The organism is Winogradskyella sp. (assembly GCF_016744625.1).
Lineage (GTDB): Bacteria > Bacteroidota > Bacteroidia > Flavobacteriales > Flavobacteriaceae > Winogradskyella.
This window is the reverse complement of the sequence record NZ_JADGDZ010000071.1, coordinates 1-17,690: the sequence shown is the minus strand read 5'-3', so window position 1 is coordinate 17,690 and position 17,690 is coordinate 1. Positions and strand designations below refer to the sequence as shown.

Annotated in this window: 9 protein-coding genes; 8 read left to right on the top strand and 1 reads right to left on the bottom strand. The window is 33.3% G+C overall.

What is annotated here, in order from left to right; genetic code table 11:
• Positions 1-44 precede the first annotated feature (44 nt).
• From QZZ53_RS13085 to QZZ53_RS13060, 6 genes are all read left to right on the top strand, one after another.
• Positions 45-497 carry a hypothetical protein gene (locus QZZ53_RS13085; protein WP_296385401.1) on the top strand — a complete coding sequence of 151 codons (453 nt, stop codon included), beginning with the start codon at positions 45-47 and terminating at the stop codon, positions 495-497.
• Between the two features lie 271 nt (positions 498-768).
• Positions 769-2,085 (top strand): hypothetical protein, encoded by a 1,317-nt coding sequence (locus QZZ53_RS13080; RefSeq protein ID WP_296385399.1) that lies wholly within the window; start codon positions 769-771, stop codon positions 2,083-2,085.
• Positions 2,086-2,205: 120 nt separating this feature from the next.
• The gene (locus tag QZZ53_RS13075) at positions 2,206-3,630 is read left to right on the top strand and encodes a gliding motility-associated C-terminal domain-containing protein (protein ID WP_296385398.1); all 1,425 of its coding nucleotides are present in this window, start codon (positions 2,206-2,208) and stop codon (positions 3,628-3,630) included.
• A gap of 1 nt (position 3,631) precedes the next feature.
• Positions 3,632-6,151: a PorP/SprF family type IX secretion system membrane protein gene (locus QZZ53_RS13070; protein ID WP_296385397.1), complete on the top strand. Its 2,520-nt coding sequence runs from the start codon at positions 3,632-3,634 to the stop codon at positions 6,149-6,151.
• Positions 6,152-6,219: 68 nt separating this feature from the next.
• On the top strand, positions 6,220-14,439 hold the full coding sequence (locus QZZ53_RS13065; protein ID WP_296385395.1) for a T9SS type B sorting domain-containing protein: 8,220 nt from the start codon (positions 6,220-6,222) through the stop codon (positions 14,437-14,439).
• A 20-nt stretch (positions 14,440-14,459) separates the two neighbouring features.
• Positions 14,460-15,443, top strand: a complete 984-nt coding sequence (locus QZZ53_RS13060; protein ID WP_296385393.1) for a type IX secretion system membrane protein PorP/SprF — start codon at positions 14,460-14,462, stop codon at positions 15,441-15,443.
• Between the two features lie 9 nt (positions 15,444-15,452).
• Here QZZ53_RS13060 and QZZ53_RS13055 read toward each other — a convergent pair whose 3' ends face one another.
• Positions 15,453-16,316, bottom strand: a complete 864-nt coding sequence (locus QZZ53_RS13055) for a winged helix-turn-helix domain-containing protein (RefSeq protein ID WP_296385391.1) — start codon at positions 16,314-16,316, stop codon at positions 15,453-15,455.
• 127 nt (positions 16,317-16,443) lie between these two features.
• On the opposite strand from QZZ53_RS13055, the gene QZZ53_RS13050 reads away from it, so the two are divergent.
• Positions 16,444-17,016, top strand: a complete 573-nt coding sequence (locus tag QZZ53_RS13050) for a YceI family protein (RefSeq protein ID WP_296385389.1) — start codon at positions 16,444-16,446, stop codon at positions 17,014-17,016.
• Positions 17,013-17,603: a hypothetical protein gene (locus QZZ53_RS13045; protein ID WP_296385387.1), complete on the top strand. Its 591-nt coding sequence runs from the start codon at positions 17,013-17,015 to the stop codon at positions 17,601-17,603. Before QZZ53_RS13050 ends, QZZ53_RS13045 begins: the two co-directional genes overlap by 4 nt.
• The last annotated feature ends 87 nt before the right edge of the window (positions 17,604-17,690 follow it).

Genomic DNA, 17,690 nt, shown 5'->3' with positions numbered 1-17,690 from the left:
ATTGTATAGATTTGCTCCAATAAGATTAATTAAAAATCATGAACATGAAAACAAAATTTACTCTTTTTGCTGCTTTATTTTTTCTAATGGTAAGCATGAGCTTCGCTCAAAAAAAGGGAGCGTCTCAAGACATTATTAGCGGCAAAGTAAATATTGCTAAATATCATAGTAGAGAAAATTTAGAGAAAATGCCTAAAGGTGATTTACTTGTGTTATATATAGAACGTATTGAGGTTATTGTTAATATTCTACCAAATATTGCGTTTGCGACTAAACCGGGTGTTACTATGGAGTCATTAGGAATTCCTGAATCTAAAGAAAATAAAAAGGCTTTAGAAGAGAATATTGAAGCCTCAGATACTTATTTTGAGAGTACTATTGAGTTTCAAAAGAAAATATTACCGTATTCAGATACTACAGATTTAATTGCAGCCATTCTGTTTTATGAATCTACATTAAAATCATTACATACCTACGAAGACTTTAAAAAAGATTAGTTGTAAATAAATAGTTTTTGTTTTTCTAAACCTTGACATTTTTGTCAAGGTTTTTTTTATTTCTAATATCATTAAACAAGCACTTGATTAACAGTTAGTTATTATTAATTCTGAAATTTCAATAAAATGACGTTAAATTTGTAAGAAAAATAATACTTATGTAATTAAATAGTGTATTTCGTCGATATTATTTGTATTTCATAGGTAAAATACATATGTTTGATCCCAATAGTTAAAAAGTAATTAATCTAAACAAACGAATTAAACGACTATGAAAAATTTTACTTTAACCGCGCTTATCTTTCTTTTGCTGATTGGCAATACTTTTGCTCAGCAAGAAAAAGGAATTATTGGCTATGACAATTGGCTAAATTCTTGGACAGAGTTTAAACCCAACCAAAACGATTATAGCGAACCGACTCAAATATTAAGTGGTAATATTTCTCAAAACACTGTATTAACTAAAAGTGATACATATTTATTATTAGGTGATGTCTTTGTTACAAACAATGCTACATTAACAATAGAACCTGGTACAGTAATCCTTGGTGATTTTAAAACCAAAGGATCACTTACTATAAGTAAAGGCTCTAAAATAATTGCAGACGGCACCAAAACTGATCCTATTATTTTTACCTCTAGTAAGAGTGATAAAAAACCTGGAGATTGGGGAGGACTATTTGTATTAGGTGATGCTCCTACTAATCAATTCGGAAATAAAGCCGCTATAGATTTTGGCTTACGCCCTTCTTCTTTCGAAAGTATTAGTTATGGTGGAGATGATGCCATGAGTAATTCTGGTGTTTTAAAATATGTAAGAATAGAATACGCCGGTAAAAAAACCAGAGACTATGGAAATTTTAATGGACTTACTCTTGCAGGTATAGGTCGCAAGACAACATTATATAATGTAATGGTAAGTTATTGCGAAGGAAATTCGTTTAATATTCTTGGTGGTGAACTTATAATGGTTAAGATGGTTTCATATAGATCTAGCCAAAATGACTACGAATTTAATTATGGTACACAATGTAATATCGTTAACTCTTTAGCAATTAGATCACCTTACGTTTCTAGTCCAGATGGATCAAGATGTATGTATATCTCTTCATTCGACGATATAGAGAATGTAAATTCTATTAAGAATTCTACTTATGTAAGTGCTGAAAACTTAACCTTGGTTAATATTTCAGATAATTTAGATTCTGATATTAAAGTTGGTTTGGTTCAAGAAGCTATTTATATAGGTGAAGATGCTTCATTTACAATTGATAAAAGTGTTATTTCTGGATTTAATCCAGCTGTCATATTAGATGATAAGATTAAGATTAATAATGAAAACCTACAAAAGATAACATTCACAAGAACTTATTTTAATAACTGCGAAGGAAATATTTTCAGAAAGAATTATACAAATAATGATGATTTAGAAAATTGGTATGGTAGCAGGTCTTTTAATAATTTATATTCTAAAGGCCCTGATTATGAAACATTCATAGAAGCTGAAGATGCAAAATACCCAGATTTTAGATTAAGAGTAAATAAAATCATTGCTTCTAATGATTTAATTGACGACGACGAAGATTAATAACCCAAATTGATAATAAACTCAATCAATTCTATGAGCAACAATCCTAACAAAAATTGCTCATAGAATAATAATTACAACCGCATGTACAAAATTACTATTGCTAAAAATTTTTTTTGCTTGTGTTTATTTGCTCTTGCTATGCAAGGGCATTTAGATGCTCAAATAGTTATTGGGACACCTAATTTAGGTTTTAGTCAAGCATGTGCTAGTGAATCTTTTAATACCTACAGCACTACATTTGTTTTTTCTCCAGAATCTGAAGTAAATGCTTCAAATCAGTTCATTATTGAACTATCTGATGCTGATGGTGATTTTTCAAATCCAGCAGTTGTATATACATCTGCATCTGGTACTGTAACTACATCTCCTGCAACGCTCGATTTTTCATTACCAGATACTACTGCAGGCGAAAATTATAAAATTAGAATAAAAAGTAATGCTCCTATTGCTACAAGCACAGCTTCAGCAAGCTTTGCGGCTTATTATAAACTTCAGGACTCTCCTTTTACAATAAACAACCTAGTGTCTACTGGTGCTTATTGTACAGGTGATAGCTATTTGCTAGCGATTGATAATCCTGGCACAGGTAATAATGATTCCCCTCTACTATACCCAAGTCTTACATTTAACTGGTATAAAGAAACAAGTTCTACTACATCAGTTTTTGTTGCTGAAGGTCCAACTTTATCAGTAAATATTGAAGGTACGTATTTCGTAGAGACCAATTATGGGTCTTGTACTTCCGATTCATTTTCTAATCGTGTAATGATTACTGAAGCAACATCTGGTGAAGCAGATGTTACCATAGCATCAAGTTTAGGCAACCCATATTGCCCAGAACAAGGCTTAACTACATTAAGCACTATAGGCGGAAATAGTTATTTATGGTTTAAAGATGGAGTTATAATACCAGAAGCAACTAGCCAGATGTATCAAACTAATAAATCAGGTTCTTTTTCTGTTCAAGTTGATTTAGGAGACTGCTCTGCTTCAGGTTCAATAGATTTAGTAAGTGAGTTATTTGATAGTTCAATAAATGTAGATGAAGTAAATACTATTGAAGACGGAGATACTTTGATGGTAACTGTAACAACAGCGGCTAATAACCCAGAATTTGAATGGTATTTTAACAATGTACTAGTCTCAGGAGAATCTACAGACAACTATGAAATATCAGAATTTGGTGATTACAAAGTCGTAATTACAGAAACTACAGGTTGTACAGCTTCAAAAGAATATGAATTTGTATTACAAGAACAGTTTGATCCATTTCCAGATGTACTGAAGATTCCAAATGTTATCAGTCCTAATGGTGATGGAGTAAATGATACTTGGATTATTCCTCAACAATACGTTACTGGTACAAATACTGAAGTGCAGATTTTAAATGATCGTGGTCAAGTGATATTTCAAACCATTAATTATCAAAATAATTGGCCGGAACAGCAATTGGATTTAACGAGTGTCAACACTCTATACTATTATATTATAACAACTGCAGACCTAGAAACAAAACAAGGTTCTATAACCATAGTAAAATAGCATGAAAAAACATCTTTTGACCATAATAATAGTATTCTGCTCAGCGCAGATGGTCTTCCCTCAAGAAGATGATGGTGTGGTTGCTTTAGATTTACCTATAAGGAATTCTTTAGTGTTTAATCGCTATGCTGTTAACCCTACTTTTAGTTTTGTTAGAGAACAAAACAAATACTTTAGTATTAGTAATAAAACCGAATGGACACAGTTTGAAAATGCTCCAGAAACTTATTTAGCAAGTTATTCGGGTCGTTTTGCTGAAAATGTCGGAGCAGGTTTAGCATTGTACCAACAAAATTATGGTATTTTAACTACGTTTGGAGGCTTATTAAATTTCGCTTACAACGTAAAACTAAATACAGATAGTAATCTAACTTTTGGACTTAATGTCGGAGCCTATAAAAGTGGTGTTAATATGTCTAATGTTGTGACCAATTTTGATGATCCTTCTTTACAGAATGCGCCTTCAAACTTTTTAATGACAGTTAATCCGGGAATCAATTATGGTACAAAATTTTTGGATTTTGGTGTTTCAGTAAATAATCTTGTACTCTATAATTTTGAATCTTCAATGCTTATTGAAGACAATCCAAAGCAAGGTATACAAGCACATATAATGCATACAGGCTACTTTGATGGTCGTGGCTTTTTTAACAATACCAAATTAACAGCCATGCTGAGATCAGAATTTAGAAGTGATGAAACCATTATCTCTGGACTCGCCATGCTAAATGTACCTAAAGGACTTTGGTTACAAGTAGGTTATAATAATGTATATGGTGTCTCGGGTGGTTTAGGGCTTAATATTACAAAGCAAATTGCATTAGAATATAATATTGAGAAATCTATAGGTGAATTAGTAGAATTTGGGTCTTCTCATGAAATTACTTTAGCATATAGGTTTATTTCGAAAAAAGAATATGACTACAGTGGTGATGATAAAGTTAGTGGACTATTTACTAAAAAACGAAACCCTGTTGCAGAATTATCAAAAGAAGAACTTGAAGGTATAAGAACAAGAGCTGCAGAAAGAAGAGTACAAGCCACATTAGATGCTGAAGCTCAAGAAAAAAACAAAAAAGAAGCAAAAGCTCAGGCTAAACTAGGTACAGAAGAAAAAGCGAGATTAAAAGAAGAGAAAAGAGTTAAAAGAGAAGCTGAAGCTCAAGCAAAAATTGAAGCTGATAAAAAAGCTAAAGAAAAAGCTGCTGAACGTACTCTATTGTTAATGAAACAAAGAACTCAAGAAGTCGCAGACCAAAAAGCTAAAGAAGAAGCTGATGCAAGAGCTAAGGAACTAGCAGATCAGAAAGCTAAAGAAGAAGCTGATGCAAGAGCTAAGGAACTAGCAGACCAGAAAGTTAAAGAAGAAGCTGATGCAAAAGCTAAGGAACTAGCAGATCAGAAAGCTAAAGAAGAAGCTGATGCAAGAGCTAAGGAACTAGCAGATCAGAAAGTTAAAGAAGAAGCTGATGCAAGAGCTAAAGAAGAAGCTGATGCAAAAGCTAAGGAATTAGCAGATCAGAAAGCTAAAGAAGAAGCTGATGCAAGAGCTAAGGAACTAGCAGATCAGAAAGTTAAAGAAGAAGCTGATGCAAGAGCTAAGGAATTAGCAGATCAAAAAGCTAAAGAAGAGTTAGTAACAAATCCTGAGGATGAGTTAGGTAAAACTATGAAGGATGTTGCCAAATTAACAGATGATTCTAAAGTTGAACAAAGTGAATTATTGAAGAAGTTTGATGATATCATTAAAATAAAGGACAAAGATCTTAAAGATTTAAAAGAAGAAAATGATTTAAGTGATCAAGGAATCACGGTTAAACCAAAACCTTTTAAAAGTGTTAGCGAAGAAAATAATAAATTAAATAGAATAAAATTAGACTTAGATAATGTTATAGTTAACCGTAACGACAAAATTCAGAAATTAAAGCAATTGAATGATGAGAGATCTAAAGTTGTTGGTTTTAAAGCTGATGAAATTACACTTTACTATAAAAAAGAAATTAAGCGTTTACAATCAGAACAATTAACAGCTCTTAATACCAAAACACAATTAAATACACGTTTAGAAACGATTAGATTAGCAACTGAATATGAAAAAAGACGACGTATTAAGCGCGCAGCATTCGATAATGAAGATGACAGATATTCACAAGATAGAGCGATGTTACTAAACATTAAGCGAACAACTACAGTAAGTAGCACACCATTAAAATCTGAAGATTTTGACTTTGGTGAAGAGCAAGGTAGTAACATTCAAATTTTGAAGAATATCAAAAATGTTGAAAATGGTTATTATCTAATAATTGCTGTACATAGTGATGTTAAAAGTAGAAATGACTTTTTAACTAAAGTTGTAGCTTCAGGAAGAGCAAATGTGGACTTCTTCTATGATGTTAATACAAGTAAGTATTACATCTACTATGATAAATTTGATAGTATTAATCAAGCTAATGAAGCCATGAATTCTAAAGGAAATAGACCGTATAATATAAAAATGTCCCTCGTGAAAATAGAAAATTAATATGAGTTAAGCACCCTTTGTTTTCTTCACTGCCCTTAGAAGAAAATGAAGAAATTAAAATAAATATCATGAAAAAACCTACTTTTTCTAGAATAGTATTTGTTGCCATATTGTTATGTATTGGGGTACAGACATATGCACAAAACTATGAACCATTTACACCAAGATTTGACCAAGATTTAAAAGGGGATATTGTACTTATTGGAAACAACATCCTTGGTCCAGACAATAATGCATTTAATGATAATACAGTATACAATCATCAAGTAGATATGAGGTATATTGACATTGACACTGATGCATCTACTTTCAGTTCTTCAAGTTCAGATTTAGAAATACCAAATCCTAATTGCTATAGAATTATATATGCAGGTTTATATTGGGGAGCTGTAAACCCTGGGAATGAACCTATTACTGACGTAAAATTTAAAGGCCCAATTGGTGGATATAATGATATAACAGGAACAGTAATTTATGATGCCAATGGCACTTCTGTGGATGGCGGAGACAGTTTCTCGTATGCTTGTTTTGCTGATGTCACTTCAATCGTAACTAGTTATGGAAGTGGCACAGACTTAGGAACATATACTGTGGCTAATGTTTCGTCTGCTGAAGGTGAAACAGCAACATTCGATCCATACAATGGAACTGGTCAATCTGCTGGTTGGTCATTATTTATTGTTTATGAAGATCCTACCCTTCCAGGAAAATCAATTACAAGTTTCGATGGTTTTAGCGCTATTAGTGTACCTGGAGCAAATCCTACATTAGATGTGTCACTTTCAGGATTTAGAACCATTCCTGCACCTGCTCCAGTAAGAGCAAATTTTGCCTTTGCAACTTTAGAAGGTGATAGTCCAATTTTGGGAGATCGCTTGAGACTTAATGGAGTGAGTTTATCTACTACAGATAGACTAGAAACAAATTTCTTTAATAGTTCGGTAACACAATTAAGTGCATTACCTGTAAATAATAGAGTGCCGAACAGCACCAATACTTTAGGGTTTGACACAGGGATTATAGCCATCCCAAATCCAGGAAATTCAGTAATTGCAAACGACGCCACCTCTGGAACAGTAAGATTAGAAACCAGTGGTGACACTTACTTCCCATATTTCTTTGCATTTGCTGTAGAGATTATAGAACCAAACATTGTGCTTACAAAAATAGTAGAGGATGATCTAGGTAACGATATTGGTGGACAACTTGTTGGTTTAGGTTCCTCATTAAATTATGTCATTGGATTTCAAAATACAGGAAATGACGACGCAACAAATTTTCAGATTAGAGACATTCTCCCAATAAATATTATTTATAATCATCCTACGGATTTAGTCTTACCATTAGGTGTAACTGTTGCTAGTTATAATTCTGTCACAAGAGAATTAATATTAAATATTGATAATTCACTTGTAGAAGAAGGTGATCCTATTTATGAAATCCGTATTGAGGTACAAGTTGTTGATGAATGTAATCAGTTAGCTGATGCTTGTTCAAACATAATTAATAATCAAGCCTTTGCCACATATAATGGAACTTTAAATCCTACGTTTCAGATTACTGACGATCCAAGTATAAATAGTAATACAGGCTGTTTACTATCGCCACAAGCTACCAACTTTTTAGCAGATCTTGATTGTACGTTTACCGAAGATATTGTGCTATGTGGTAATGCTGTAGATTTAACAGCTGCTAATGACTACGACTCATATTCTTGGTCTACCAGTCCTACTGGAACACCTGTAATAGGTACAACACAAACTATTACTGTAACCTCAGCAGGAACGTATTATTCATTTAATACAGCCATTGCACCTTGCCAATCGATTCAACAAGAATTTAATGTTCAACTCTTTGGTGGTGATATTACAAATCCAGTAATCCCATATGCTGATGAAGTGGTTACTTGTCCTAATGATGGAAAATTGTTGCCAAATATATTTTTATGTGGTGCTGGTGATTCAAGGTTTATTGAAACAAATATATCAGATTCAACCTCAATAATATGGGAGCAATTAGATGAATCAAGCTGTACAGCAGTTGCTGATCCAGATTGTGCGAATGAGGATGCCGCTTGTACATGGAATGAAGTTGGAACAGGATCAAGTTATTTAGCAAATACTTCAGGTCAGTTTAGATTAACTATCAATTATCCAGGTGGATGTTTTAATCAGTTTTATTTCAATGTTTATCAAAATTTATTGAATGCAACTGTTGTTTCATCAGATATCATTTGTACTACAAACGGAAGTATTACAGTAAATGATGTGCCATCAGGTTATGAATATAGTTTAGATGGAATAACATACCAATCGAGTAATATATTCACAGTGAATACTGCTGGAACTTATACAGTTTCTATAAGACAAGTTGGTATACCAACAAATCCATGTGTATTTACAGTTCCTGATGTTTTAATTAGAGATAGAGATTTTATAGCCTCTACTACAGTAACACAACCTTTATGTTTTGGTGATAAAGGAAGTATTCAAATTTCTGCAAGTGATGTTGACCCACAATATTCATATACCTTATTTAATGGAGGAACATTAGTAAATAGTGTTGGACCAATTATAGAGAATAATTACACCTTTGATAATTTAAATCCAGGAACTTATACTGCAACTGTAGAAACTGAAAATGGATGTACATTTTCCGAAGATGTCACTATAGTTGAACCACCTTTACTGACAGTTACAGCTGCAATAACAATTCCATTGACTTGTACTGATGGTGAAATAACAGTATATCCTGTAGGAGGAACACCTCCCTACTTCTATTTTGTAAATAGTACAACAGATTTTCAGTCTGTACCAGAAATCGTGGTTACTGCAGCTGGCGTTTATGATATTACTGTAATTGATTCTAATAACTGTAGTGCGAGCACATCAATAACAGTTAATGATATTGGTGCTCCAGAATTTAATATCACAACAGAAGATATTTTATGCGGAGGTTCTGGAGATACAGGTACGCTAACAATTAATGTTACCAATCCTAACGGAAACAGTATTGAATATAGCATAGATGGAGGAACAACATTTGTAAATTCATCTGTATTTACAGGACTTACAGCAGATGATTATGATGTTGTGATTCAATATACAACAGGGACTTCTATATGTGCTACCAATGCACAAACTGTTACAATTAATGAAAACATAGCAATCTCAGGTACAGCTGAATTAACAACCGGATTTACATGTATCGGAAATGGAACAATTACTGTGATAGGAGTTACTGGTGGTGATGCTCCTTATGCTTATAGTATTGATGGTACTAACTTTCAAACTAGTAATATATTCAACAACTTAACACAAGGCACTTATACAATTACAATTAGAGATGATAATGATTGTACTTCAATTACAAATGAAATAACTGTTGATGCTTTAAATCCACCAACAGATTTAGAATTTAGTAATTCACCTATCACATGTCCAACAAATACTGCAGATGTTACTATTACATCAACAACTGGTGGAACAGGCGTTTTAGAATATCAAATTATTGCGCCAGCTTCGGCTGCGACTGCATACCAAACATCTACTCTGTTTTCGGGATTAGAACCTGGAACGTACACATTTCAAGTTAGAGATGAAAATGATTGTATCTATTCTGAATCTTATACAATAGACTCTATTCCTACTCCAACTGTAAATATTGTGTTAACAGAAGGATTAGATTGTACAGCAACTCCAGATGCTATACTTACTGGAACTATTACAGGTCCTGCACCTTATAATTACGCTGTTTCAATTAATGGAAGTGCTTACGCTCCATTAGGCGCAACAGGGACACCGTTTACTTATTCTACTACTGTTGCCGGAGATTATCAATTTGAAATTACTGATGCTAATGGTTGTATAGCAGAATCATCTATAGTAAATGTAAATCCATTGACATTACCACAATTAAGCGTGGTTGTACAAAGTGCACCTATTTTATGTAATGGAGATTCTAATGGTGCAATTGATGTAACAATAGATACTTCTGTAGGTACACCTCCTTTCGTCATTAACGTAAATAACAACACAACAGCAACAAATTATGGTACGCAAACAACTGGTCTAGTAGCTGGAACATATACTGTAACCTTAACTGATGCAAATTCTTGTACTACAACTGAAACTATAATTATTGGTCAGCCAGATCTGATTATTGTAGATTATGACACAGTTGATATTACTTGTGGTGTTGGTGGAGTTTCTCAAGGATCAGTAATTATAAATTCTGTCTCTGGTGGAACAGCTCCTTATAACTATTTTGTAACTGGAACTAACGGTTACTCAAATTCAGAATTAAATGCAACAGGATCTACCTCAGTAAGTTTTGATGTTGTTGATTTTGGTTTATATCAAATCAACGTAGTTGATGCTAATGGTTGCTCTATACTTGTTCAAGATGTATTGGTAGCCTCACCTCCAACGGACTTAGATATCATAATTACTTCTACTGTAGATTGTGCTACAGGTGGAGAAGCTGTGGTAAGTATTGGATCTACCTTGACAAGTGCTGGTCCATTTTTCTTCAGTATTTATCAAGGACCAATTTCGGTATATCCAAATCCACCAGGATCTTGGGTGCCTGAAGATTCTCCAGGAAGTGAGTCTGCAACATTTACAGGTTTAACACCAGGTGTGACTTATACATTCATTGTTTATGATACTTCTACACTTTGCAGTTATTATGAACCTGCAACAGCTCCAATACCAACAAATTCAACATTAACTGCGACAGCAGTTAGCTCAAATAATATTACCTGTACAGGAAGCGCAAATGGTAATGTCTCATTTACAATTAACAGTAGTTACGGAAGTGCCGTCAATGTAAATTATGAAATTTTCAATTCCTTAACTTTAACTAGTACTGGTGTATTAGGAGTTGGTTCTGTACCTGCTAATAGTTCTTTAACAGTAACAGATTTAGGGCCTTTACCATTTGGTAATTATTTTGTGTCCATAAGCGAAACTTCAGGACCAAATTCTGGCTGTGGCATTGTTACTGTACCTTTCAACATTACAGAATCTGCTATTCTATTAAATTTATCTACTTCTGTAAATCAGAATGCGAATTGTAATCTGAATTCTGGAGTTATAAGTGCTGTTGCACAAAATGGAACGGCACCATACCAATATCAAATTACAACAACGGCTACTGCTCCAATAGCTTCAGATGGATCTTGGGCTTCAGCAAGTGTATTTAATATGGATGCTGGTAGTTATTATATTCATGCTTTAGATGCTTATGGATGTATCGTAACGAGTCCTGTGGTAGTATTACCAGGTGATCCGACACCTGTGATTTCTGCAGTTGTAAACAATACTTGTACTATTACAGATGGTAATTATGAAATCAATGTGACTCTTGATACTGCAGGAGTTCCTCCTTATAGCTATAGTATTGATGGAGGTGCATTTCAAACAGAAACAGCACCATTTTCAGTATCTAATTTATTTGCTGGTACACATACCGTTGAAATACAAGATGTAAATGGCTGTGGAAATTTAGTGTCTATTGATATTTCTGCACCATTAGAAATAACACCTACAGTAACAGCATTGCCTTCATGTAATAATGATGATGGGGAAATTACAATTACTGAATCTGGTGGATCTGGATCCTATGCATATAGTATTGCTCCAAATCCAGCATCAATAAGTATAAGTAGTAATGTATTCTCTGGTATACCATCAGGAATTTATACAATTACTATCATTGATACAGTGACGTCTTGTACGGCAAATGTAACCGTTTCTGTTCCAGAGGCTGTATTACCTACCTTCACTTTAACTCCAACTGCAATCACTTGTTTTGGGGATAATAATGGAACTGTCGAAATTGATATCACAAATTATTCAGGCACATATACCTATGAAGTCTTTGACGACTTAGGAGATTCAGTAACAGGAGTAGTAGCTGCAAATACCTCAACAAATCCTGAAACTATTACAGGAATGCAAGCTGGTACATTCTCAGTTGTAATTACTGAAACGTCTGTACCATTTTGTTCAAATACATCTAATGTAATTATTGCATCTCCTGTTGAGGCTTTAACACTTTCAATTTCAGAAACATCTGATGTAACTTGTAATAACAATCAAGGAACAATCACTGCTATTGCAAATGATGGTTGGGGAAATTATGAATATGAACTAACAGGTGATGCTACTATTGCTTATTCGACTAACAATACATTTACAGATTTATCTGCAGGAATATACACTGTAAATGTAAGAGATGCTGAAGGTTGTATTGTTTCTGAAACAATTACGCTTGATGAGCCAAATCCGATTACAGCGACGTTTACTCCAAATACAACTACTGTCTCGTGTTTTGGTGATCAGAATGCTAGTATTACTGTGACTACTGTTTCTGGTGGACAAGGAAGTAACTATACTTATACCTTAAATACGATTTTACCAACAGCAAGTTCATCTGGTCCACAAACATCAAATACATTTACGGACTTAGGAGCAGGAACCTATTCTATCACAATAACTGATGGATTCGACTGTGAAATGACATCATTAGATATTGTAATTACAGAACCGACTCCAATTGAAGCGAGTTTAGTTAGAACAACAACACAAACCTGTTTAACTGGGTCTTCATTAACCCTGAGTGCAACGGGAGGAACAGGTAGTTACACGTATAGCGGCGATATTACATTTGCAACAACATTAGGAACGTTTACTGCTTCGACAACATTTACAGTATCAGATGGTACATATTCATATTATGTTAGAGATGCTAACGGTTGTATTGCCAATGTTTCAAACGAAATTACAATTGATCCATTACCAGAGTTAGTAATTAATTTAGAATCTTCTAATCCATCTATTAATTGTGCTGGTGACAATAATGGATCAATTTTAGCCACTGCACAAGGTGGATTAGGAGATTATATTTACACATTACAAGATGGCTTAGGTAACACCATTACTGCGACACAGAATAGTCCAGGTTATTTTACAGAATTGGTAGCTGGTGATTATATGGTTATGGTAGAAAGTGGTGATTGTAGTGAAACTACTGCTCTTATTACAATTACACAACCATTAGCTCCTTTAGATGCAACAATTACTGTAGGTAATATAACGTGTCCTGGTACAGATAATGGATCAGTAGAGATAACTGCAACTGGAGGAACAGGTATTATTAAATATGCGATTTCACCTCAATTGAACCAGTTTTTTGAAACCAATATTTTTGAAAACTTATCACCTGGAGATTATGACTTAATAGTTCAAGATGTTTTAGGTTGTTATTTAACCTTCAACTTTACAATTTTAGAACCAGAACCTGTTATTTTAACTATTGTTGCAGATTCATTATTCCCTGAAGTTTGTGAAGGAGAAGCCAATGGTGAATTTAGCATAGATATTTCTGGCGGTAGTTTACCATACAATGTGAGTCTAGATAATTACGATGGTCCTTATACTACAGGAAGTGCAATACAAACACAATTCGATTTCACCAACTTAGGAGGAGGCGATCATATCGTTTATATACGTGATATCCTAGGTTGTGAATCTGAATGGAATATCACATTCCCTGAATCTATTGTTATTAATCCTGAACTTATTGTAGAATATGTTTGTGATAATAACACGCAAGGGAACACAGTAACAGTTACTGTAGATGATTCTATTACAGATCTTTCAGATTTAGATTATTCATTAAATGATGGAATCTACCAAATGAGTAACATCTTTACCAATGTACCAGTAGGAAATGGACATTATATAGATGTGAGGCATACGAATGGTTGTATCCAACGAACTGAATTATTTGATATTGAAGGGTATGAACCAGTCACACTGACTTTAACTGAAGGTGAATTAAATGAATTCATAGCTAGTGCCTCTGGTGGTGCTGGTGATTACCAATTTACTATGAATGGTGAAGACTATGGTGATATTTTCACCTATACCATTACCGAATCAGGATTATATGAGGTTATTGTTACAGATAGCGCTGGCTGTTCTGCTACAGCAGAAATTGAACTTGAATTTGAAGATATCTGTATTCCTAATTGGTTTACACCAAATGGTGATGGAGTCACAGATACTTGGGCACCAGGCTGTATAGAAAATTATCCAAATTTAACCTTCGATATTTTTGATCGCTATGGACGCAAAGTAGCGACTTACCATGTTGGTCAAGTTTGGGATGGAAGATATAATGGCACAGAATTGCCTACAGGAGATTATTGGTTTGTTGTAAAAACCAATGACTCAAATTACAATAAAGAATTTGTCGGACATTTTACCCTTTACAGGTAAACATACTAAAAGAAACGAATATGAAAAAAATTACACTATATATGCTTCTCTTGGTTATGTCTTACAGCTATAGCCAAGAATTAAACTTACCTGTATTTACGCAATATTTGGCAGATAATGATTTTGTTATTTCACCAACTTATGCTGGTATTGGAGATAATCTAAAAATTAGAGCAAATGGCTTAACACAATGGGTAGGAATTAAGAATGCGCCAGACAATCAATCTGTTTATGCAGATTTTAGAATTGCTAATCGATCTGGAATAGGGATTTCTGCATACAATGATAAAAATGGTAATACACGACAAAAAGGTGTGAAATTCTCTTTTGCACATCATTTAACTTTAGATTATAAAACGAAGCAGTTTTTATCATTAGGAATCTCATACAACATTAACAGTTTTAGAATTGATATTGAGAATTTTAATACCACTTATGATATTCCAATTTTAGATCCTGCAATTAACGGAGATCGTGCTATATCTAACAATAATTTTGATGCTGGTATTTTATACAGGTATCGCGCTTTTTATATGAGTTTAAATGCTAATAATCTTATTTCAAAAGATACTAATCCATACATTGGTTTAGAACCAGGACGATTATTAAATTATCAGATGTATACTGGACTTGTACTTAGAAGTAATAAAAACAAAGACATAGAGTTTGAACCTTCGGTTTTCTTTCAGATGTTTGATAGTGATAAACGATCGGCTACAGATCTAAATTTTAAATATCGAAAATTCAATAGAAAAGGCGATTATTATTGGGTTGGCGGATCTTACCGCTTTCTAAATGATCAGTTTTTAAAACCTTTAAATGTTGGCCCAATGGCTGGTATTATGGTTAACAACTTTTACTTTGCGTATTCATACCAATTAACGATAAATGATTTATCTGGTTTTAATTCAGGAACTCATATGATTACCATTGGCTTAGATTTATTACAGAGTACTAGTAATTGTGCATGTACTCGTGGTACTAGTCAGAGTTATTATAGGTAATTTACATAATTACCCAACCTCCAGCTTATACCCTACACCATGCACATTGGTCAATTTGATAGAGGTGTCGCTTTTTAACTTTTTACGTAGTTTGGAAATATAAGTATCCAAACTTCTGCCAACAAAAACACCATTATCTTCCCAAACGCGTTTGGTAAGCTCATCACGTTTTATAATTTGATTTGGATTGGCGACGAAAAGAGCCAATAGCTCGCATTCTTTTTTTGATAAAGCAATTTCTTGGGCTTCTTTAACGAGTTTATTTTGTTCTGGATAAAAGTAGAAGCTACCAAGCTTCTCTTTAGTTTCATCGTCTTGTTTTGGGTTTTTGGATGTTGTTTTTCTGAATATTAAAAAGCCAAGACCAATAAGAGCTATAAGCATAATAGAAAAAGACACTATTTCATACATTTCATATCCAGCAGCTCTGTTAATAAACTTCAATTGTATGATATAACATGCTTCAGGCAAATATCTACCTGCACAAGGAATTATAGTACTCTCTTCATCAACACTCATTTGGTAACTGTATGCCACTTCTCTATCACTACATTGCTGTACCTCTACGCGATAATGTTCTGGCAATTGTGATACATTGAAGCTTTCTTGTACAAGATTAACTAAAATACCAGGCTCAAAAGACAAGGGTTCACTAAATGCTAATTGGTATTTATTGGGTTCTAATTCTACAATAGGCAATATTAAAGATGTAGAATCTCGATGAGAGAGTAATAGTTGATTACCTACATCTCGTAAGGCAATTTTTGTACGTTCAGAAAAGTCGGTATCCTCAACTATACTACAAGATGTAGTGAATAAAACCAGTAGGTATATAATAAATCGGTTAAGTGTATTAATGGTAATATGCTTCATATAGTAACAAATAACATATAATAATACGACATTTTACATGTGTTGACACTTCTTTTGCATTTTTTTGACACTCTTTGAATCTTCGACTTCTAGTTTTATCTCAACATTTAATCAAAAAATATTTCAAATGAAAAAACAAGTCGTATTAATAGTATTTACAATTGGCTTATGTCTAAGTAGCTATTCACAAGAAAAAATTAATATTAGCACTGAGAAAAGTGAACTGAAATGGTTTGGAGAATATGCATTCTACTTTGGTGGGCATGATGGTATAATTAATATTTCAGAAGGTCACCTTATAAGAACAGATAATCTCATTTCTGGAGGTGAATTTACTGTAGATATGAGGTCAATAATATGTAACGACATTGAAGATGAAGAAGCAAACGCTGGTCTTATTGATCATTTAAAAAATGAAGACTTCTTTGCTGTTGACCACTTTTCTAAAGCTAAACTCGTCATTACTAGAGTTGAGTATCATGATGATACGCATATGAAAGTTTATGCTGATCTTACAATAAAAGAAATTACCTTGCCTATAGATTTTCAGGCTGAAGTTAATTACGAAACCCAACAAATGACTACAAAATTTAAAATAGATAGACAACGTTGGAAAATTGATTACAACAGCAAATTAAGAGATAGTGCCATTGCTGATGGTATTGGATTTGAAATCACGTTAAGTATAAAAGCATTATGAAATATATAATATTTACGATAGCACTACTCTACTCTGTGTTGCTGTCTGGACAAGAAAAAGAAAATTTATATGTACTAGAAGCTGATAGTACATGGTTAAAAGAGATCATTAAATTTCCATTAGGGTTTGCTCAAGATATTGCATATGAAGGCTATGAAGACTTACGATTTGCTAAGAATTGGAGCAAACCTGAAGGTTTAGAATTCTTCACTTATGCTTTTGTATGGAATATCAATCTTTTAGAAGTTCCGACGGTTAGCTTGATAGAAACAAATACGAAATTATATTATGATGGTTTAATGGCTGCTGTTAATAAAGAGAAAGACTTTACAATACCAAAAACTATAGTAGAATTTCACCAATTAGAAAGTGAAGCTGAATTACCAAGTTTTAGAGGTAAAATGTTAGTTCATGATTCATTTTTCACTAAAAAAATCATTAACCTAAATGTTAGTGTTGAAACGACATATTGTAAAGAGCAAGATAAATATTTGATGCTTTTTAGAGTCTCAACTTTAGATTTTGACGATGTAATTTGGAATCAACTAAATGCTATCACTTTAGCTTCCAATATTTGCGAAAAATAGAAACTTTACCTTCTTTAGTTTTTAATATTTCGTTAAACCATAATTCTTCATTTAAGATAGTAAATAGTTCTCTATTAAACATTGAAT